General features: G+C 27.7%; 23 protein-coding genes and 1 rRNA gene. 5 read left to right on the forward strand and 19 right to left on the reverse strand.

Annotation, left to right across the window (positions count from 1 at the left end):
* The first annotated feature begins 11 nt into the window (after positions 1 to 11).
* Positions 12 to 587: a 2-oxoglutarate:acceptor oxidoreductase subunit OorC gene (locus NJU99_RS10195; protein ID WP_254575816.1), complete on the forward strand. Its 576-nt coding sequence runs from the start codon at positions 12 to 14 to the stop codon at positions 585 to 587.
* 93 nt (positions 588 to 680) lie between these two features.
* Here NJU99_RS10195 and NJU99_RS10200 read toward each other — a convergent pair whose 3' ends face one another.
* Genes NJU99_RS10200 through rpe form a run of 4 tightly spaced genes read right to left on the reverse strand, consistent with a single transcriptional unit; the run spans position 681 to position 3284 of the window.
* Complete coding sequence (locus NJU99_RS10200) at positions 681 to 1223, reverse strand: HD domain-containing protein (RefSeq protein WP_254575817.1); 543 nt, start codon at positions 1221 to 1223, stop codon at positions 681 to 683.
* Entirely contained in the window at positions 1224 to 2060 is an 837-nt protein-coding gene (locus tag NJU99_RS10205) for a 3'-5' exonuclease (RefSeq protein WP_254575818.1), read from the reverse strand.
* Complete coding sequence (locus NJU99_RS10210; protein ID WP_254575819.1) at positions 2050 to 2640, reverse strand: phosphoribosylanthranilate isomerase; 591 nt, start codon at positions 2638 to 2640, stop codon at positions 2050 to 2052. The genes NJU99_RS10205 and NJU99_RS10210 overlap by 11 nt, the downstream gene beginning before the upstream one ends.
* A 2-nt stretch (positions 2641 to 2642) precedes the next feature.
* Entirely contained in the window at positions 2643 to 3284 is a 642-nt protein-coding gene (gene rpe, locus NJU99_RS10215; RefSeq protein WP_254575820.1) for a ribulose-phosphate 3-epimerase, read from the reverse strand.
* Positions 3285 to 3430: 146 nt separating this feature from the next.
* Between rpe and NJU99_RS10220 the strand changes: the two genes are divergently transcribed.
* Positions 3431 to 4453, forward strand: a complete 1023-nt coding sequence (locus tag NJU99_RS10220) for a phospholipase A (protein WP_254575821.1) — start codon at positions 3431 to 3433, stop codon at positions 4451 to 4453.
* A 3-nt stretch (positions 4454 to 4456) separates the two neighbouring features.
* On the opposite strand, the gene NJU99_RS10225 is transcribed toward NJU99_RS10220, so the two are convergent.
* The 7 genes from NJU99_RS10225 to NJU99_RS10255 form a co-directional block, all read right to left on the reverse strand.
* Entirely contained in the window at positions 4457 to 4882 is a 426-nt protein-coding gene (locus tag NJU99_RS10225; protein WP_254575822.1) for a c-type cytochrome, read from the reverse strand.
* Positions 4879 to 5463 (reverse strand): NUDIX domain-containing protein, encoded by a 585-nt coding sequence (locus NJU99_RS10230; RefSeq protein ID WP_254575823.1) that lies wholly within the window; start codon positions 5461 to 5463, stop codon positions 4879 to 4881. The genes NJU99_RS10225 and NJU99_RS10230 overlap by 4 nt, the downstream gene beginning before the upstream one ends.
* A 51-nt stretch (positions 5464 to 5514) precedes the next feature.
* Positions 5515 to 6717 carry a sensor histidine kinase gene (locus NJU99_RS10235; RefSeq protein WP_254575824.1) on the reverse strand — a complete coding sequence of 401 codons (1203 nt, stop codon included), beginning with the start codon at positions 6715 to 6717 and terminating at the stop codon, positions 5515 to 5517.
* Positions 6710 to 7369 carry a response regulator transcription factor gene (locus NJU99_RS10240; protein WP_254575825.1) on the reverse strand — a complete coding sequence of 220 codons (660 nt, stop codon included), beginning with the start codon at positions 7367 to 7369 and terminating at the stop codon, positions 6710 to 6712. The genes NJU99_RS10235 and NJU99_RS10240 overlap by 8 nt, the downstream gene beginning before the upstream one ends.
* 58 nt (positions 7370 to 7427) lie before the next feature.
* Entirely contained in the window at positions 7428 to 8213 is a 786-nt protein-coding gene (locus tag NJU99_RS10245; RefSeq protein WP_254575826.1) for a hypothetical protein, read from the reverse strand.
* A 359-nt stretch (positions 8214 to 8572) separates the two neighbouring features.
* The gene (locus NJU99_RS10250) at positions 8573 to 9076 is read right to left on the reverse strand and encodes a YajQ family cyclic di-GMP-binding protein (protein ID WP_254575827.1); all 504 of its coding nucleotides are present in this window, start codon (positions 9074 to 9076) and stop codon (positions 8573 to 8575) included.
* A gap of 124 nt (positions 9077 to 9200) precedes the next feature.
* Entirely contained in the window at positions 9201 to 10457 is a 1257-nt protein-coding gene (locus NJU99_RS10255; RefSeq protein WP_254575828.1) for a uracil-xanthine permease family protein, read from the reverse strand.
* A 132-nt stretch (positions 10458 to 10589) separates the two neighbouring features.
* On the opposite strand from NJU99_RS10255, the gene upp reads away from it, so the two are divergent.
* Positions 10590 to 11213 carry a uracil phosphoribosyltransferase gene (gene upp / locus NJU99_RS10260; protein ID WP_254575829.1) on the forward strand — a complete coding sequence of 208 codons (624 nt, stop codon included), beginning with the start codon at positions 10590 to 10592 and terminating at the stop codon, positions 11211 to 11213.
* Here upp and NJU99_RS10265 read toward each other — a convergent pair.
* From NJU99_RS10265 to NJU99_RS10295, 7 genes are all read right to left on the reverse strand, one after another.
* Positions 11210 to 11980 (reverse strand): Rossmann-fold NAD(P)-binding domain-containing protein, encoded by a 771-nt coding sequence (locus NJU99_RS10265; protein ID WP_254575830.1) that lies wholly within the window; start codon positions 11978 to 11980, stop codon positions 11210 to 11212. The two genes, upp and NJU99_RS10265, sit on opposite strands and share 4 nt — an antisense overlap.
* Complete coding sequence (locus NJU99_RS10270; protein WP_254575831.1) at positions 11977 to 12780, reverse strand: ion transporter; 804 nt, start codon at positions 12778 to 12780, stop codon at positions 11977 to 11979. Before NJU99_RS10270 ends, NJU99_RS10265 begins: the two co-directional genes overlap by 4 nt.
* A 4-nt stretch (positions 12781 to 12784) precedes the next feature.
* Positions 12785 to 13171 (reverse strand): DUF423 domain-containing protein, encoded by a 387-nt coding sequence (locus NJU99_RS10275; RefSeq protein WP_254575832.1) that lies wholly within the window; start codon positions 13169 to 13171, stop codon positions 12785 to 12787.
* Between the two features lie 61 nt (positions 13172 to 13232).
* Positions 13233 to 13511 (reverse strand): hypothetical protein, encoded by a 279-nt coding sequence (locus NJU99_RS10280; RefSeq protein WP_254575833.1) that lies wholly within the window; start codon positions 13509 to 13511, stop codon positions 13233 to 13235.
* A 137-nt stretch (positions 13512 to 13648) separates the two neighbouring features.
* The gene (locus NJU99_RS10285; protein WP_254575834.1) at positions 13649 to 14095 is read right to left on the reverse strand and encodes a phosphoribosyltransferase; all 447 of its coding nucleotides are present in this window, start codon (positions 14093 to 14095) and stop codon (positions 13649 to 13651) included.
* A 9-nt stretch (positions 14096 to 14104) separates the two neighbouring features.
* Complete coding sequence (locus tag NJU99_RS10290) at positions 14105 to 15397, reverse strand: NCS2 family permease (RefSeq protein WP_254575835.1); 1293 nt, start codon at positions 15395 to 15397, stop codon at positions 14105 to 14107.
* A 174-nt stretch (positions 15398 to 15571) separates the two neighbouring features.
* Complete coding sequence (locus NJU99_RS10295; protein WP_254575836.1) at positions 15572 to 16723, reverse strand: aminotransferase-like domain-containing protein; 1152 nt, start codon at positions 16721 to 16723, stop codon at positions 15572 to 15574.
* Positions 16724 to 16887: 164 nt separating this feature from the next.
* On the opposite strand from NJU99_RS10295, the gene NJU99_RS10300 reads away from it, so the two are divergent.
* On the forward strand, positions 16888 to 17691 hold the full coding sequence (locus NJU99_RS10300; RefSeq protein WP_254575837.1) for an AraC family transcriptional regulator: 804 nt from the start codon (positions 16888 to 16890) through the stop codon (positions 17689 to 17691).
* The gene (locus NJU99_RS10305; protein ID WP_254575838.1) at positions 17691 to 18038 is read left to right on the forward strand and encodes a DUF192 domain-containing protein; all 348 of its coding nucleotides are present in this window, start codon (positions 17691 to 17693) and stop codon (positions 18036 to 18038) included. The genes NJU99_RS10300 and NJU99_RS10305 overlap by 1 nt, the downstream gene beginning before the upstream one ends.
* Before the next feature lie 130 nt (positions 18039 to 18168).
* Here the strand turns inward: NJU99_RS10305 and rrf are convergent.
* A 5S ribosomal RNA gene (gene rrf / locus NJU99_RS10310) occupies positions 18169 to 18284 on the reverse strand.
* Positions 18285 to 18389 lie beyond the last annotated feature (105 nt).

Below are 18389 nucleotides of genomic sequence, written 5' to 3' on the forward strand. Positions count from 1 at the left end.
GGAGAAACATCATGGCAGCTAATAGAACGTTAATGAGATTTACAGGAGTTGGTGGACAAGGTGTTCTTCTTGCAGGTGCGATTTTCGCAGCTGCTAAGATTAATGATGGTGGTTATGGTTTAAAAACTTCAACTTATACATCTCAAGTAAGAGGTGGTCCAACAGTTGTTGATATTACTTTACAAGATGAAGAAATTTTATACCCATATGCAAATAAAGGTGAAATTGACTTTATGTTATCAGTTGCTAATGTATCTTACCAACAATTTAAAGGTGATGTTAAACCAGGTGGAACAATTGTAATTGAACCAAACCTAGTTAAGCCTACAGAAGAAGATAGAAAAACATGGAATATCGTTGAGATTCCTATTATTACTATTGCAAAAGAAGAAGTTGGAAATGTTATTACTCAATCTGTATTAGCATTATCAATTGCTAACTACTTTACAGGGGAAACTATTCCAGCTGAAAGACTAAGAGAAACTATGCTTTCAAAAGTACCTGCAAAAGTACATGATATTAATAATAAAGCTTATGACTTAGGTTATAAGTATGCAAAAGAAGCTCAGGATGCACAAGCTTCATAATAAAATATTATGAAAACTAAAAAAGGGAAGTGACAAAACCACTTCCCTTTTTTTATGTTCAAAATTAAAAACTATTATAAACTCTTTTTTATTTTAGTCCATAAACTCTTCATACTCTTTTATTTTTTCTTCAAGTCTTACAGATAAGTGAATATTAGAATTTTTTAGACAAGATAAAATAAATTTTGCTTCACCAAGATAGTTTTTCTTTTTTTCATTGTTCCAATGTTTTGGAGGTTTTGATAAATTTGTTATTCTATCAGCTAATTTTACCATTTGAACCTCATAAGGTTGGTTCATTAATTTTTCTAAACTATCTTGCATTTGCTCTTTTTTAGTCTTTAAATTTTTATTTTTACTTAAAGCCTCAACTCCATCAGCAACCTCAGGAGAGAAATGAGTATACAAATGATCATAAGTAATATCAGTATCTTCAATTGTATCATGTAGTAAAGCACATACTATTGCCAAGTTTGACTTTTCTTCATCAAGACCTGACTTTTCACAAGCATGTATAACTTCCATAGCAACACTTGTAATATGAACAACATAAGGATGACCCTTTGGAGTTTTTTGTTCACCGTGGGCTTTTGATGCATAAGCTAAGGCTTTTAAATAAACTTCTTGTGAAAACATTTATTCTTCCTTTTTATTATTTTGTTTCTGTATAGTTTTTTGTTTTACTTTTGAACTCTTTGAAAATATTATCAAATCTTCACTAGTAATATCTTTATTCTCTAAATTTGATATACATTCTTTCAAGATATAAGTAGTTGCAAGTGCATCATAATAAGCTCTGTGATGATTATCTACATCAATATCTAAAGTCTCTTTCAAAGCTCTTAAACCATACTTTTCAGACTCAATACACCTTCTAGCTAAATCAATAGTACAAAGTTTTCTATTATAAAGTTTTCCTAAATCATATTTTTCAAAAGAATCAGATATAAACCCATAATCAAACTTAATATTATGAGCAATAAAAAGATCATCGCCCAAAAAGAGTTTAAACTCTTTTAAAACCTTTTCAACAATAGGTGAGTCTTCTAGCATTTTTGGATTTATTTGTGTTACTTCTTGTATATATTCAGGTATTTTTTTCGCATGAACCAAAGACTCAAACTTATCAATGACTTTGTCATTTTTATATTTAATAGCACCTATTTCTATAACTTGAGCACCTTTTTTAACACAAGATCCATTTGTTTCAATATCAACAATACAAAAAACTTGATCTTCTATTTTTGTGTGTGCTGTTTTTAAAAATATATAGTTTTCTTCATCTAGTTCTAAAGGTAAACCATTTGATAAAAGTAATTCAAATTCCAATTCAGGTGTATCAAAAAATGTATCATTAGCTTTTTCTAAAAGTGCTAAAAAGTCATTGTATTCAATTTTTTCTTTTTCTAGTTTTTGGATTATATTTTCTATTTTAAAAGAAGGTTTTGGAATTAGTCTTTTTCTAGATTTCATTTGAAGCTTTTATAAATTTAATCATTTTATCTTTATCTTTTTTACCCTTTGATGCTTCAACACCAGAACTTACATCAATAGCAAAAAAGTTATAGCCCTTTAGTTCTTTTATATTTTCATAAGTTAAACCACCTGCAAGTACAATTTTAGAGCAATCAACCTCATCAAACCAATCAAGAGCTACTCTTTTTCCTGCACCGCCAAAACTCTCTACAAAAGCATCTACTAAATAATACTTATCATCTATATTTAATAAGTCATTTTTATTTTTTGCTCTTATAACTTCTATATATTTTATTTCTAATGATTCTAGTTCAGTGTAATTATCATCATCAATTATTTGAGCTATTTGCATTTTAGCATTAGTGCAAACTTGATTTATATAATTTGTTGATTCATTTACAAAAAGTCCTACGGTTTGAATAAAAGGAGGTAGTTTATCTACAATTTTTCTTGCTTCAAAAGGCTCTATATATCTAGGTGATTTTTCATAAAATACAAAGCCAAGAGCTGAAGCTCCCGCTTGTATTGCATCAAGTGCATCTTCAAGATTTGTGATACCACAAATTTTAACTCTCATTTTTACACCTGTAGGCTTTTAATCGCTTTTGAGTAATCATCATTTCCAAATACATAAGATCCAGCAACAACTACATCAACACCTGCTTCTTTAAGTTCATGGATATTCTTATCATTTACACCACCATCAACTTCAATTAAACAGTTTGGATTTCTTTTATTAATTAACTCTTTTAATTTTTTAGTTTTTTCAACAACAGATGTGATAAACTTTTGTCCACCAAAACCAGGGTTTACAGACATTAATAAAACCATATCTAAATCTTCTAATAAATACTCAATTGTTTCAGGAGTAGTATGTGGATTTAAAACAATAGCAGGTTTAATTCCGTATGATCTAATTTTTTGAATAAGTCTATGAGGATGTTTCTCACTTTCAATATGAAAAGATATATATTCAGGCTTTAATGGAGCAAAAAGCTCAACAAAAAAAGTATTGTTTTCAACCATCAAGTGTACATCAAGAGGCTTTGTAGCAGCTTTAGCTACTGGGTTTACTACAACTGGACCAATTGTCATATTTGGAACAAAATGTCCATCCATAACATCAACATGAATTAAATCACATCCACCATCACAAATTGCTTTTATTTCTTCATCTAACTTTCCAAAATCAGCCGATAAAATCGAAGGTGCAACAAGCATATATTAACCTTTTATTAATTTTTTAGGGATTATAGCATTATCTCTCTTTTATCCTGCGAAAATATATATTTTCAAATAAGTTTTTGATAAAAATAGAAAGCTAAACACTATTATTGTAAAATTCAAAAAACAAAAAAAGAGATAAAATGTTAAAAGTAAAAATATTACTAATATTTACAATAAGTTTTCTTTGGGCAAATGACACAAGTAAGATTTATAAAAAAGCTCAGGAATATGAAAAAATAGGTGATTACAAAAATGCTATGATTATGTATAAAAAAGCATATGAAACTTCAAATAAAACTGCTCAATCTAACGATCAGTACTTAGTTGATAAATCAAAAGATCAAAACTATCAAGTACAAACTTTCACTAAGTTAAAAAGTGATTTTTATGAAAAACTCATAAATAAAACAGAAGATAAAGAAGCAAACAAAGCTATAAAACAGATTCTTACAAAAAACTTTGGTTTGTATCCTTATCAAATGAACTATTTACTTCCAGTGACATTTGATGATAATAGAAAAAGTGATAGAGAAAGATTTGAAACAAAATTTCAATTTAGTATTGAAAAACCTATGACATATAATTTTCTAGGTCTAGATGAGTCAATATCATTTGCATATACTCAAAAATCTTTTTGGCAAACAAGTGCTGATTCTGCACCATTTAGGGAAACTAACTATGAACCAGAAATATTTGTACAGTTTCCTTATAAAAATAGTGAGACATTAAAAGGTTATAAAATAGCTTTAAATCATCAATCAAACGGTAGAAACAATGAGTTTTCAAGATCATGGAATAGAATCTACCTAGAAGGGTATTTACAGCTATCAAAAATGTTTGTAGTTCCTAGAGTTTGGTATAGAATTCCTGAAAAAGCAGATGATGATAATCCAGATATTGAAGATTATTATGGATATGGAGACTTAAAACTTTTATACCCTTATAAAGATCAAGTTTTTGAATTAATGGTTCGTAATAATATGAAATTTAATTCAGAAAATAAAGGTGCAGTTCAACTTGACTGGACTTTTCCTTTTCCAAGTTTTATATCATCTTCAAATACATATGGATTTATTCAAGTGTTTTCAGGTTATGGAGATAGCTTAATAGATTATGACAAAAAGATAAATAGAATTGGATTTGGTATAGCCCTATCTAGATAGAGCTTACTTTAAATTTTTCACATAGTAGTAAATTGCTGCGATTTCTTCTTCTACTAAAAAATATGTAGGCATTACATTTGCATAATATATAAGTTTTTCGCATACTTGCTCTTTGGGAAACTTCTTTGAAGGGTTTCTTTTTGAGTTAATTTTTTTTGAAAAAACCTTATAATCAGCTTCTTTAATACTTGGAGCTACTAAATCACACTCATATTGTTTTTTTCTATAAGTATGAGTGAAACTAACTATTTTTTTTCCTTTTGCATCATTTCCATGGCAAGTATTGCACCCTATTCCTCTAGGATTAGTATAAAGCATTTTTCCATACTCATACTTTGTAATAAAAGTATTATCCACTTTAACCATAGGCTCATTTGCAAAAAGAAAAAAAGGTGTGATTAAAAAAAGGTATATAAATCTTCTACTCATTTTATTCCTAAACTATTTTTATTCTTCATAAACCAATAAAAAGAGAACATAAGACCTGGTGTTTTAGCTTTACTTTCATCAAAAATAAACTCATCACTCTCATCTAGTGGAAGATACATAAGTTCAATTTGTTCATCATTTATTCCTCCACCCTTATGAGACAACATAGAGTTATTTATCTTTGCAAAATATAAATGCTGTTTAGATCCACTAACTCCTACATTCGTATAAAATGAAGTGACCTTTAAAATAGAATCAACTTCTACTTTATATCCACATTCCTCATCTATTTCTTCTTTTACTATTTCTTCAAGGGATTTTTCTTTATCAATAATACCTGCACAAAGTTCATAAGTACATAATTTACTATTATCATTTAAATACACAGGAGGCCTAAACTGCTTTACTAATAAAAAAGAGTGTTTTTCTTCATGGTATAAAAGTACAGCTACACTATCATGACTTTTTACAGCTTCCCAAGCTTTATTTTTACCATTTTGATTATATGTTAGTCTTAATGGATGAACAAACTTTGTATTTTCTAAATCACTTGTTTTAAAATCTTTAATAATATTATTCATTTTATCTCTTTTTATTTTTTGTATTCTATTGCTTTTATTATAAAAACTCTTTTAAATTTCTTTATCTTTTATATCACATTTAGCACCAGTGATTACAGATGAGAAGTTTATATAAAAAGTTGTACCCTCATCAAGTTTTGAATCTAACTGTAATTTTAAGTCATATTCACTTGATATTCTTTTTACTATATCAAGACCTATTCCAAAACCACCTTCTATATTATTGCTACCTCTTTTATATCTTTTGAAAATCTCTTTTTGCTCTTTTTTTGAAATACCCACACCAAAATCTTTTACACTTAAAATATTCTCTTTAATACTGACCTCAACATTAGAGTTATTATGACTATATTTAACAGAATTTGAAATAAGATTATTTACAATTTTTTGTGTTTTTGTTTTATCCATAAATAAAATACAATCATCTAAGTCTGCTTTTATTTCAATATTTTTAGTGATTGAAATATCATTAAAATAATCAACACTTTCTTGAACAAGTTCTTTTAAATCAAACTCTTCTATTACATCTTCATTTGAAGCATTAAAAGCAGAAAAGTGTATGTCATTGTAAATTTGTGATATTTGTTTTGAACTACTTAAAATGTATTTCATCATCTTTTCAGGATTTTTACCTTTTTTAAGCATGGAAACAGATGTTAATAAAACTGAAATTGGAGTATTTAACTCATGTGCTGAATCTTTTATAAACCTATCCATATGTTCCACTTTCTCTCTAACTGGTTTTAAGAGAATTTTAGCCAATAAATAAGCAATTATTCCAATAAACACTGAACTTAAAATCAGTACAACTATTATATATACTTTTAGTTTGTTTGTATCTTGATACTCTCTACAAGACTCTAAAACAATATATTCAGTTGGAACTGAGGGTTCATTTAGTTTAACAATATAAAAATCATATATATCTTCCACATATTTACTTTTTGATAAGTCAACATATTTTTGCCCATCTAAACTTGAATATAAAAGTTTTTTATCTTCATCATATAAAGCATATCTTATATGATCACTTCCATAATCTTTAGGAATAAACCTTTTATTTTTCATATAGCTATCAAGTATTTCACTTTTTATTTCCATAGAAACACTACTTATTTCCATACTACAACTATCTTTTAACATTCTAACTTCATTGTTATAGTATAAATAAAGCATAATACTAATCAAAAGTATGGCTGAACCAATATAAATACTAAGAAAACTAATAAGGGCTTTTCTTTCATTTTTATTCAAATTTATACCCTATACCTCTAATAGTTTTTATTCTATCTTTTCCAATAATTTCTCTTAAATTTTTTATATAAACCCTAATAGTTGCATCAGTTGGCATATCTTCATAAGCCCAAATGTTTTGAAGTAGTTCTTCACTAGAAACTACCCTATTTCTATGGTTACAAAAATACTTTAAAATATCTCTTTCTTTTTGAGCAATACTTACACTTTTATTATCTAATAATATCAAACATGAGTCAGGTTCAAAAAATAGTTTTTCATCAATTTGTATATTACTATTTTGCTCAATTGAAAACTGTCTACAAAGTTTCATAATTCTTTGGTCTAATTCTTCTAAATCAAAGGGCTTTTTTATATAATCATCAACACCATTTTCAAATGAATCTTTTAAATGTTTTGTGTCTTGATAAGCAGTAAGAATTATTACAGGAGTACTGTTCTTGTAATCTTCTCTTATAGTTTTTAAAACTTCTATTCCTGTCATTATTGGAGTATTTATATCAAGTAGAGCAAAATCAAACTTTTCATCTATTAAATACTCTAATGCTTCTTGTCCATTTGTACATAAAGTAACATCATAACCTTTGTCTTCCAAATGATCACTTAGCAAATCATTTAATGCCATATCATCTTCTAATAGTAGTACTCTCATATATATCCTATTTATAAATATGAGATATTATAATATAAGTTTGTTTATTTCTTGTAAATTAAATTAATTTGAAAATTCTCATAAGTTTTGTTTGAATCAATATATAAACAACAGATGCTACAAAAGCTAAAACTGTACCTATTAAAATTCCATAAGGCTCATAAGTATAAAAAACCACTAATGAATAAATAACAACCGAACTTAAACCAAAAGGTGTATTTTTTATTATAGTTCTAGCTTGTAAATTACTATGTCTAAAATGAATTATTAATAATAGTGGCAAGAGAATAGTAGGAAAGGCTGAAAAAATACCAGCAAGATTTGGATCTACATATTTAGGTAGACTTGAAACAATTAAAAAAATACCTATTGTAATAATAGACCTAAAAAGTAAATCAAGAAAAGATACTTTTTCTTTTTTTTCAATTGAATGATTCTGTTTTTTTGCAAAATATACAGATGAAATCAACATTAATATTATAACTATTAAAGGTGTAAAAATTATATGTGGAGGAATAAATGATATAATATATGCGATTAAAAGATAAGAAAGGAAAGAGATTAAAAGACTCATTGAAATCTCTAATTTACCTTTATAAAAAGTACTAATATAATAACCTATACAAAAAGCAAGTGCTGCAAAAAGACCATGTATATTATATAATGCTACATTAGTTACATAATCTACACCATTTTCAACTGCAAAAAATAAAAGTGTGATTGAGCTTCCTACAGGAAGTCCTGATAAAATACCTGAGATTTTGGGACTTAGTTTTTCTGCAATAAAACTAAGAGTTAAAACTAGTACAACAACAGATATAGATTTTATTATTAAAAGTTCCAAGATAGATTCCTTGTAATAAATGAAGTAAAGACTATGTAAGGCGGTATATTAAAGAGTATTAGGTCACTACAAAAGAAAGAAGAATTCATATAAAGTATTATATAATAACCTATTATTGGCGTTGTAGTAAAAGTATAAAAACTACAACTATTTTTTACATAGTCCACTTCATTACAATAGCAAAAAAGATAGATAGAAGTGGATTAAAATATTATGTTTATTAACAAAAACTAAGGGTTAAGACTTAATTTTAAAACTATTTCTTCAGGAGTCTTCTATCACACTATCCTTTTTGAACTTTGTAAGTATATATAAAATACAATTAATTTCAGATTAATTGTACAAAAGTTTCATATTTTCTATCTAAAGTTATCAAAAACAAGTGGAGCTTTTAACTCTAAACTTTTTAAGTGCTTCATTACAGTTTGTAAGTCATCAATATTTTTTCCTGTAACTCTTATCTCATCACCTTGATTTACAGCAGTAACTTTTAGTTTTAGTTTTTTGATTTCATTTTGAATAGTTTTTGCTTCATCTTTTTCTATACTATCAATAACTTTGTATGTGAATTTTCTATTTGCACCACTTGAATCTTCTGTTTTTAATTCCTCTAGTGAGTTAATAGATAAACCTCTTTTATTCATTTTAGAAATTAAGATATCCTTCATAGCATCAATCTTATTATCACTTGCACTAATTAGTGTCAAAGTTTTTGCACCTTGGTTAAAATCGATCTCTTTTGAGATACCTTTAAAATCGTATCTATTATCTATCTCTTTTTGAGCTTGAATTACTGCATTTTTCATCTCTTGCATATCAAGTTTTGCAGAAATATCAAATTGATGTTCTTTAGCTTTTGCCATAAATGTTTCCTTTGATTTTAAATTAGAAGAAGATTATATCAAAGAAAAAGAAAGGATTTGTTTATAATTTAAGTAGTTTTAAGTATATGGCTAAATAAATAGCCATATATTTTATGATAAAGGATTAGATTGCTTCATCACTTTCATCTTTACTTGGCTGTGGTAAAACAAGATTTAAAATAATACCAACAATAGCTCCAAGACCAATTCCAGAAAATGGAACCCCACCAAAGTTAAATGTCATTCCACCAATAGAAAATACTAAAATCATTGAAACAATAACCATATTTCTAGGACAAGTAAAATCAGTTTTTGCTTTTACTAAAGTAGAAATACCTAAAGTTGCAATAATACCAAAAAGTAAAAGCATAATTCCACCCATTACAACAGTAGGAATAGTTGCAAGTAAACCTCCAAGTTTTCCAACAAATGCAAGTGCAATTGCACAAATAGCAGCCCAAGTCATAATTGCAGGATTATAAGCTTTTGTAACAGTTACTGCCCCTGTAACTTCCGAATATGTAGTATTTGGTGGTCCACCAAATAATGAAGCAACAGAAGTAGCCAAACCATCACCTAGAAGTGTATTTTTTAAACCTGGCTTTTTTAAGTAATCTTTTTTCGTAACATTTGAAATAGCTAGCATATCTCCAATATGTTCAATAGCAGGAGCTATAGCAATTGGCAATATAAATAAAATAGCATGCCAGTTAAATTCAGGTGCTGTAAAATTTGGTATTGCAAACCAAGCTGCATTTTTAAAAGCTGAAAAATCAACTATTCCATAAAATAAAGATAAGGCATAACCTACAATAATACCACATAAAATAGGAATAAGTTTGAATATTCCTTTAGCTTTTAAAGATACTAATACAGTTACAAGCAAAGATACCATTGATATGATAATTGCTTTATCAAAATCTACAAGAACAGCAGATCCGTCACCTGTTTTTCCCATAGCTAAGTTTACTGCAACAGGAGATAAAATAAGTCCAATAGACATAATTACAGGACCTACAACAACAGCAGGTAAAAGTCTATGTAAAAAGCCATCCCCTTTAAGTCTAATTAGAAAACTTAAAAATACATATAATAAACCAGCAGCTACTAATCCTGACATAGTTGCTGCAATTCCCCAAGTTTGAACCCCATGTGAAATAGGAGCAATAAAAGCAAAAGAAGATGCTAAAAAAATAGGAGGAATAGCTCCTCTATTTACAAATTGAAATACTAAAGTACCAATACCAGCTGTGAAAAGTGCAACACTTGGATCTAGTCCCGTTAAAATAGGAACAAGCACAAGTGCACCAAAGGCTACAAATAAAAATTGTAAACCTAAAATCGAATCCTTGACTCTAAAATTGTAATCAGTGGCGTTCATAAAACCTCTTTGTGAAAAATTTAACCTAAAATGATAACAAATTAATCGTTAATAAAAATTAAATTTATATGCAATTTATAAGCAATTTTTCAGTATTATATAAACTTTAAAATAAAATAATGGGGATTTTATATGTATAAAGAGAGTTCTAATGTTGTTGTTAAACATTTAGTAAACAGATTAAGAGATACAAGAACTGCTTCAAATGAATTTAGATTAACTATTGAAGAAATTTCAAGAATCATAGTATCAGAAGCATTAAGTGATTTTGAAACAGTAACTCAAAATATCAATACTTGGCAAGGTGCCTTAGATGTTGAAATGATTGAAGTTCAAAAACTAGTACTTGTTCCAATTTTAAGAGCTGGGGAGCCAATGCTTACAGGTATTTTAAGAACACTTCCATATGCAAGAAGTGGTTTTTTAGCTATGAAAAGAGATGAAGAAACTGCTTTAAGTAAACTATTTTATGAAAATATTCCTGCAATTGAAGATAAAACTGTTCTACTATTAGATCCAATGATTGCAACAGGTGGTTCACTAATAGATGGTATTGACTACTTAAAATCAAAGGGTGCTAAAAGAATTATTTCATTAAATATTTTAGGTTGTCCAGAGGGAGTTGAAAGTGTACAAAAAGCTCACCCAGATGTAGATATCTATATTGCTCAAATTGATGAAAGACTTGATGAAAACAAATATATTAGACCAGGTCTAGGAGATGCAGGAGATAGAGCCTTTAATACAAATGGCTAATCATACTGCATAGGGTTTTGGTATTTATACCTAAATCCTAAACTCTCAATTCTACTTCCATCAATTATTCGATTTAAAACTTTTTTATTTGTATACTCCAAAATAGGTTTTTCAAAATTATACTTTTTTGCATTTGATTCATATAAATCATCTCTTAAAGGGTGAGTATTTGAACAAAGATTGTATATACCTTCAATATCATTTTTTATTGCAAAAATAGTTGCCCTTATTACATCATCTAAATGTACATGATTTATTTTTTTATTTGAGCTTTTTAAAACTTTACCACTAAAATATTTTCCAGCAATTCTATCATTTCCCATAAGACCAGAACATCTAAATATTACATGACTTCTTTTAGCCACTTGTTCTGCTTCAAAAACTATCAGCTTTGAGTCTTCTTTTTTTATCTTGTACTCTTCTGTAAAAGACTCTTCAAAACTTGGATAAATAGAAGTTGAACTAATAAAAAATATCTTTTGGATATTTGTGATTTTTGAATGAGTATATATCTTTTGTAAAAATAAAAGATAGTCCTCAAATTTTGAGGGAGGATAGTTAATAAATAAAAAATCACAATCAAGTAATGAGTCTAAACTATCAAGCTGCTTTTCATTTAAAACATAAGGGTTAAAGCCCTCATGCTTTAAAGAATCAAATCTTGTGTCATCTTTTATAGACACTTTAACATTATAGTCCTCTTTTAAACTACAAGCTAAGGCATAACCTAACCATCCAGTACCTAATATTGAAAATGTTTTTTTCATGTATCTTTCTTCTTTAGTTCACTAATCTCTTCTCTTAAACTTTTTACTTCTTTAAGTAAAACATCAAGCTTTTTACTATCTTCATGAATCTCTTCTTTCATTTCAGCCTCTTGAAGTTTTTGCATCTCTCCAATGATAACTGCAACAAAAAGATTGAAAAATACAAATGCAGCAATAATTACAAATGATACAAAATATATCCATGCCCATGGATATACTTCCATTGCCTCATACATAACATCTGTCCAGTCTTCAAAAGTTAAAACTCTAAATAAAGTAAGCATTGAAATTAAGAAATCTTTCCATAAACCAGATGGTAAATCAACAAAGAAGAAACTTCCAATAATTGCATAAATATAGAATATAATAAACATTAAAATAACTATATCAATGATTGAAGGAATAGCTTTTATAAGCATATCTATTATTGCTTTTAATTCAGGTCGTGCTGTAAAAAGCCTTAAAATTCTAAATACCCTCATAAGTCTAGCAATAGCTGCAAAACTTGATGATTCTAAAGGTAAAAGAGTAATTACAACAATTACAAAATCAAATACATTCCAGCCTGATTTAAAGAAGTTTACAAACTTCTTTTCAGCAACCATTTTAATGGCTAACTCAAATACAAAATAAACAGTTACAAAATAATCAGCAACTCTCAAAAAAAGATCATAATGGCCTTCAACTTCATCTAAAGTTTTAAACCCTAAGATTGAAGCATATGCAAGAATAATAAAAGTTGTTAAATTTGAGAACCACTTTGCATCTCTTATTTCTTGTATTTTTTCCATTGCAGTCATTAAATTACTCCTTTACAATAGCATAAGTTGTAAGCAACCAAGCAATTATAAGTAAAGAACCACCTATTGGAGTTACTGCTCCTAATATTGGCATATTTAATAAAACTAAAGCATATAGTGAAAATGAGAATATTAATAATCCTATTAATACTAACCAAGCAGAGATTACTAGCTTCTTTGAATTTTGTTTAAAATTCATAAGAAATGCAATAACAAAAAGTCCAAGTGTATTATAAAAGTGATATTCCACACCTGTATTGTAAGTAATTAGCATCTTTTCAGATACAATTGATTTTAGGCCATGGGCACCAAAAGCGCCTATAGCAATAGCCAACGCAAATAAAAAACTTGCGATTGCAAGAAATTTTTTTGAATTTTGATTAAGTGACATTATACTTCCCAATTTTAAATTTTGCGAAGTATATCAAAAAAATGTTAATAGTATGTAACAGCTATTGAGGCTCTTGATCTTTCTCTTCTTTTTTCTTAGAAAAACCTGCACCTTTTTTCTCTTTTTTCTTTAACTCTAAATCATTAATTAATGTCTTATAGTCAATACCTTCTTGATTCATTTTAGCAAAACAAGTTGCAACAGCAGCAATTGCATTAGGTACTTCCTTTTTCTTTTTATAAGCTTGAATATTCTTCTCGCTCACCTTAATTAATGCAGTAAATTTTGGTATTGTAAGTTCAGCGTCTAAAAGTAGTTTCTTAAATTCTATAAATGTCATTTTTTATGTCCATTAGTTTTTTTTAGATTATACAAGCAAGTTTGTAAAAATTAGCTAAATCTTTTATAATTTATTTATAAAAGTAATATTTTATGTAGATTATAGGTCAAAATATTTAATATTTTGACCTAGTGTAATTATTTAACGTCAACTTCCCAAAAGAAATCAATCCATTGAGTAGCTTCTCTTACAGTATAATCAGGCTGTAAAACTGCAGTTTTCTTATAAAAGATAGTTGCAAGTTTAAATTCAACTGTAGGAAATTTTTCTTTTAAAATTTTTAAAATCTCTTCCATTGTTTCACCAGAGTCAACAATATCATCAACTACTAACACTCTTTTTGCATGAGATACATCTGGAATATTAAAAATATTAAATGTATCAAGCTTTAATTCACCTTCATAATGAATTGAATTTAAAGAGTATAAGTTTCTCATATCTAAAGCCTGAGCCATTAAATGAGAAAGTGTTAAGCCACCTCTTGCTACTGCAAGTAAAATATCTGGCTCGTAATCTCTACAACTATCTACTAACTTTTGAGTGTCCTCTTTGAACAGTTCATAACTATAATAAAGTTTTTCCAAAAAATATCCTTATAAAATAAATGCTAACGCACTAATAAATGTAATTACTAATATACCTAAATTAAGACTTTCAAACTCTTTCTTACCAATCTTAATAATTGTATAAACTAAGAATCCAGCTGCAATACCATTTGTAATTGAAAAAGTTAAAGGCATTAAAATCACTATTAAAAATGCCCCTGCACTTGTAGCTAAATCAGAATCTTCAAAATTAATCTTTCCAAGTTCAGTAAACATTAGAACACCAACTACAACCAATACAGGATAAATAGCATTTGCTGGAATTGATTTAAATAAAGGCAACATAAATAAAGTTGCTACAAAAAACATAGCCGTAAATACAGCAGTAAGACCAGTTCTACCACCTTCTTCAACACCAGAAGCACTCTCAATAAATGCAGTAGTTGTAGAAACACCAATCATAGAACCAGCAGTAGTAGCAATAGCATCTGCTTCTAAAGTTTTTTGTAAAGACTTATCATCTTTATTATTCTCTTGGAAAAGTTTTGCTCTAGTTCCAACTCCTGTTAATGTTCCAAGAGTATCAAACATATCTGTGATTAAAAAAGTAATAATAACAGGTAATAAAGACAAGCTTATTGCACTCATAATATCAAGTTTAAAGAAAATTGGCTCAATAGAAGCTGGTGCTGAAACAACAGCAGTAGGAAGCTCACCAAGACCAAAAGTCCATGCTACAATAGATGTAATGGAAATAGATAAGATGAAAGCACCTTTTAATCTATATGCATAGAATAAGAAAGAAAGAATTAAACCTAATACTCCAAGAAGTACATTTGGATTAGAGAAGTCTCCAAGTGAAACTAATGTAGCTTCATTTGCACTTATCATGCCCATTTGCTTTAAACCAATAAAAGCAATAAATGATCCAATACCTGCACTAATTGCTCTTCTTAAACTCATAGGGATAGATGTCATTATCCAAACTCTAAAGTTTGTTAATGACAAAATCACAAAGAGTAAACCTGATAAAAATACAATACCTAATGCTGTTTCCCATGGAAGTTTCATTCCTAATACTAATCCATAAGAGAAATACGCATTAAGTCCCATACCAACACTCATTGCAATTGGAGTATTTGACCATAATCCAGAGAAAAGTGTAGCTAGAATTGTAATTAATGCAGTGGCAGTAACTACTGCATCCATTGGCAATCCTGCATCAGCTAAAATAAAGCCATTTACAGGAACGATATACATCATTGTTAAAAATGTTGTAAAACCAGCAGAAAGTTCAGTACCTACTGTTGTATTATGCTCTTTTAGTTTAAAAAAGTTCATAAGCTTGTCCTTATTTATAAATTAAGGCGGAATTATACTGAAATTTAAGTAAAACTTAATATAAAAAGATAGTTTTTATATATAAAAGTTGTAAAATATTAGTAAAATAGTATCTATTATGAAGTATTTTAAATAATAAACCTACAACTAATAATCTAAACCTTTATATAATTTTCAACCTGCCTTTAAAGAATCAAAAATTGTTAGAAAAATTGATCTCTTTTCTTTTTTAATTTCCTTTAAAATATTTGCTAAAATTTTTATTCCATCTTCGATTTCACCATAAGTAGAATTAGTAAAATTTAACCTGATTTCATTTGACTTTTTATTTAAGTAAAAAACTTCTGCAGGAACAATAGCAAGTTTTTGTTTTAGTGCAATATTAGCAAGATTCATAGTATCACAATTTAATTTGCCATAAATAAACATTCCACCTTTTGGTCTTTCAAATTTAAAAGAAGGTATATATTTTACTAAACAATCAGCCATAAAATTCATCTTTTCTTGATAGTTAGCATTAATAAACTCAATATGCTCAAATAAGTTATTTCTATTTAAGTATTCATCAAAAATCATTTGATTTAATGTTGCTGTATGTAAATCAAGTGATTCCTTAATAAACAATAATTTATCGATTAAACTCTTCTTAGCTCTAATCCAACCTACTCTAAGTCCAGGTGCAACTATTTTAGAAAAAGAGCCTAAATGAAATGACTTTTCTACATTTTTAGATATAGGTGTTTTAAAATTATTCTCAAAATCTAAAAAAGTATATGCTCCATCTTCAATTAAGAAACTACAATTTTTATTTATCATTTTACTTAACACTTGTCGTTGAGTACAATTATAAGAACTAGTTGATGGATTTTGAAAATCACTTATTAAATATAAACAACTTTTATTATCTAATAAAGCATTTAAACTAGATATCTTTGAAAAAGAGTTTATCTTCTTATTTAAAACTCTAAAAGAAGCTAAAGCTCCTAAATATGATGGTTCTTCTACAATAATTTTTGTATCAATAGCTTTTAAAATAATATCAAATGCCTGTTGACTACCACTTGTAATTAAAATCTCTTCTTCATTTGTAGGAAAATCTAATTTATCACAATAAAATGAAGCAATTTTTTTTCTTAAAGTTTCTAATCCATAAGATGATGAATACTGTAAGGACTTTGTGTTTTCTAAAGCTTTTACTGTAGCTTCTTGAATCTGTTTTTTTGGAAAAAGCTCTTCATTTGGTAAGCCACCTGCAAAAGAAATATAATCATCATCAATAACATCTAAAATCTCACGAATATAAGATCTTTTAATTTTACTACTCATTACTTCGCCTTTTTTATTTGTATTATAGAAGATTTTATTTTTTTAATCTTTATTCTAGTTTGCAATTTTTTTGTCTTAAATTGCTATTTTTTTTGCTATACTAAAGTATGAAAAAAGAAACAATACAAGACAGAGCCGACATAGTAAATAAGAGTCTTTCATATATGTATAAAAACATTGAATATGAAATCACATTAGATGACTTAGCAAAAATAAACCATGTATCAAAATTTCATTTTCACAGAATATTCAAAGAAGAAACAAGTGAGAATTTTTCAGAAGTCTTAACATCAATAAGACTACAAAAAGCTGCTAATTTACTAATATCTAATCAACACTCTACTATTACAGAGATTTCAAAACAATGTGGATATAATTCACACTCATCTTTTATAAAAGCATTTAAAAATAGGTTTTTATATACTCCGAGTCAATGGAAAAATGGTTCCTTTGAAATGTATAGTGAAAAGTTAAATACAAAGAAATTAAAAGAAATTAAAACCCTAGATTATGAAATAAAAGTAAATGAAGAAGTTTATTGTGCATATATTAGGCATAAAGGTTATGATAAAACTATAAAAAATACTTGGCAAAGACTAAGAGCACTTGCTTATCAAAATAATATAGAAAAATATGAAGAAATTGGACTACATCATGATAATCCTGCCATTACTCCACTTGATAAATGTAAATATATAGCAGCAATTACAATTAGTAAAAATCAAAAAATAAAATCAAATATATCAACTTTCATAATTCCAAAATCTTTATGCGCAGTATTTAAACTAGATGGAAAATTTGGTGAGATTATTGATTTAATCAGATATATTCATCAAAATTGGATTTTAAATGAAGGAAAAGGTTATGAAATTACAACACTTCCAATTTATATAAAATACATAAAAAACCATTTAATAGATAACACAGATTTTAAAATAGAAGTTAATATTCCAATAAAGGTTATATAATGACAAATAAACTAAAAACTTGTCTACTTTACACACTTCTAGGATTTACAATAGGTGGCTATGCAAACATAAAAGAACCTGATTATTATTCAAAAAAGGGTTATTGTATAGTAAACACTAGTAAGCAAAAAGCAATTGGTTTAAATAGATTTAAGACAGTAAAAGAGTTTAAAGAAAAATGTAACTCGAAAATGATCTTTCATTTTGAAAAAGACGAATGTAGACTATTTACAATGAAAGATATGAAATTTGATATATACATAAAAGATAAAAAGTCAAATCAAAAATTTAAAATAAAAGAAGAAAAATTGATGTGTGGTAAAACAGTAATTGAATATGTAAAATAAAATAAAAAGAGGAGAAGAGGCTAGGGAGATAAAATGGGGGGGGCTAAAAAATTCAGCTAAAAAAAAAGCTTCTATCTAAAGGAACTTTAGAGAAGTTCAAATAGATAAAAGCTTAATAAATATACTCAAGAGCTGGCAGCGGCCTACGTTTCCACAAGTGAAACCTGCAGTATTATCAGCGATGAAGTGCTTGACTTCCAGGTTCGGAATGGGGCTGGGTATTTCCACTTCTCTGTAACCACCAGCAATATGAGTATAAAAAGTTCTAAATAAACTCTTTATACTCACATTAGGTAATGAGTGTAAAGATAATGTTAAAGTCTTAATGAATGAAACAATTCACACATTTAT

This window comes from Arcobacter roscoffensis, assembly GCF_024267655.1.
In the GTDB taxonomy this organism is placed as follows: domain Bacteria; phylum Campylobacterota; class Campylobacteria; order Campylobacterales; family Arcobacteraceae; genus Arcobacter_B; species Arcobacter_B roscoffensis.

Excerpts from the sequence above, each read along its gene's own strand:
- NJU99_RS10300 (WP_254575837.1), top strand. The coding sequence starts at position 16,888 with ATGTATAAAAACATTGAATATGAAATCACATTAGATGACTTAGCAAAA.
- NJU99_RS10220 (WP_254575821.1), top strand. The coding sequence starts at position 3,431 with ATGTTAAAAGTAAAAATATTACTAATATTTACAATAAGTTTTCTTTGG.
- NJU99_RS10265 (WP_254575830.1), bottom strand. The coding sequence starts at position 11,980 with ATGAAAAAAACATTTTCAATATTAGGTACTGGATGGTTAGGTTATGCC.
- NJU99_RS10250 (WP_254575827.1), bottom strand. The coding sequence starts at position 9,076 with ATGGCAAAAGCTAAAGAACATCAATTTGATATTTCTGCAAAACTTGAT.
- NJU99_RS10290 (WP_254575835.1), bottom strand. The coding sequence starts at position 15,397 with ATGAACTTTTTTAAACTAAAAGAGCATAATACAACAGTAGGTACTGAA.
- NJU99_RS10210 (WP_254575819.1), bottom strand. The coding sequence starts at position 2,640 with ATGAGAGTTAAAATTTGTGGTATCACAAATCTTGAAGATGCACTTGAT.
- NJU99_RS10195 (WP_254575816.1), top strand. The coding sequence starts at position 12 with ATGGCAGCTAATAGAACGTTAATGAGATTTACAGGAGTTGGTGGACAA.
- NJU99_RS10275 (WP_254575832.1), bottom strand. The coding sequence starts at position 13,171 with ATGTCACTTAATCAAAATTCAAAAAAATTTCTTGCAATCGCAAGTTTT.
- NJU99_RS10205 (WP_254575818.1), bottom strand. The coding sequence starts at position 2,060 with ATGAAATCTAGAAAAAGACTAATTCCAAAACCTTCTTTTAAAATAGAA.
- NJU99_RS10240 (WP_254575825.1), bottom strand. The coding sequence starts at position 7,369 with ATGAGAGTACTACTATTAGAAGATGATATGGCATTAAATGATTTGCTA.
- NJU99_RS10270 (WP_254575831.1), bottom strand. The coding sequence starts at position 12,780 with ATGACTGCAATGGAAAAAATACAAGAAATAAGAGATGCAAAGTGGTTC.
- NJU99_RS10305 (WP_254575838.1), top strand. The coding sequence starts at position 17,691 with ATGACAAATAAACTAAAAACTTGTCTACTTTACACACTTCTAGGATTT.
- NJU99_RS10225 (WP_254575822.1), bottom strand. The coding sequence starts at position 4,882 with ATGAGTAGAAGATTTATATACCTTTTTTTAATCACACCTTTTTTTCTT.
- upp (WP_254575829.1), top strand. The coding sequence starts at position 10,590 with ATGTATAAAGAGAGTTCTAATGTTGTTGTTAAACATTTAGTAAACAGA.
- NJU99_RS10255 (WP_254575828.1), bottom strand. The coding sequence starts at position 10,457 with ATGAACGCCACTGATTACAATTTTAGAGTCAAGGATTCGATTTTAGGT.
- NJU99_RS10280 (WP_254575833.1), bottom strand. The coding sequence starts at position 13,511 with ATGACATTTATAGAATTTAAGAAACTACTTTTAGACGCTGAACTTACA.
- NJU99_RS10230 (WP_254575823.1), bottom strand. The coding sequence starts at position 5,463 with ATGAATAATATTATTAAAGATTTTAAAACAAGTGATTTAGAAAATACA.
- NJU99_RS10295 (WP_254575836.1), bottom strand. The coding sequence starts at position 16,723 with ATGAGTAGTAAAATTAAAAGATCTTATATTCGTGAGATTTTAGATGTT.
- rpe (WP_254575820.1), bottom strand. The coding sequence starts at position 3,284 with ATGCTTGTTGCACCTTCGATTTTATCGGCTGATTTTGGAAAGTTAGAT.
- NJU99_RS10200 (WP_254575817.1), bottom strand. The coding sequence starts at position 1,223 with ATGTTTTCACAAGAAGTTTATTTAAAAGCCTTAGCTTATGCATCAAAA.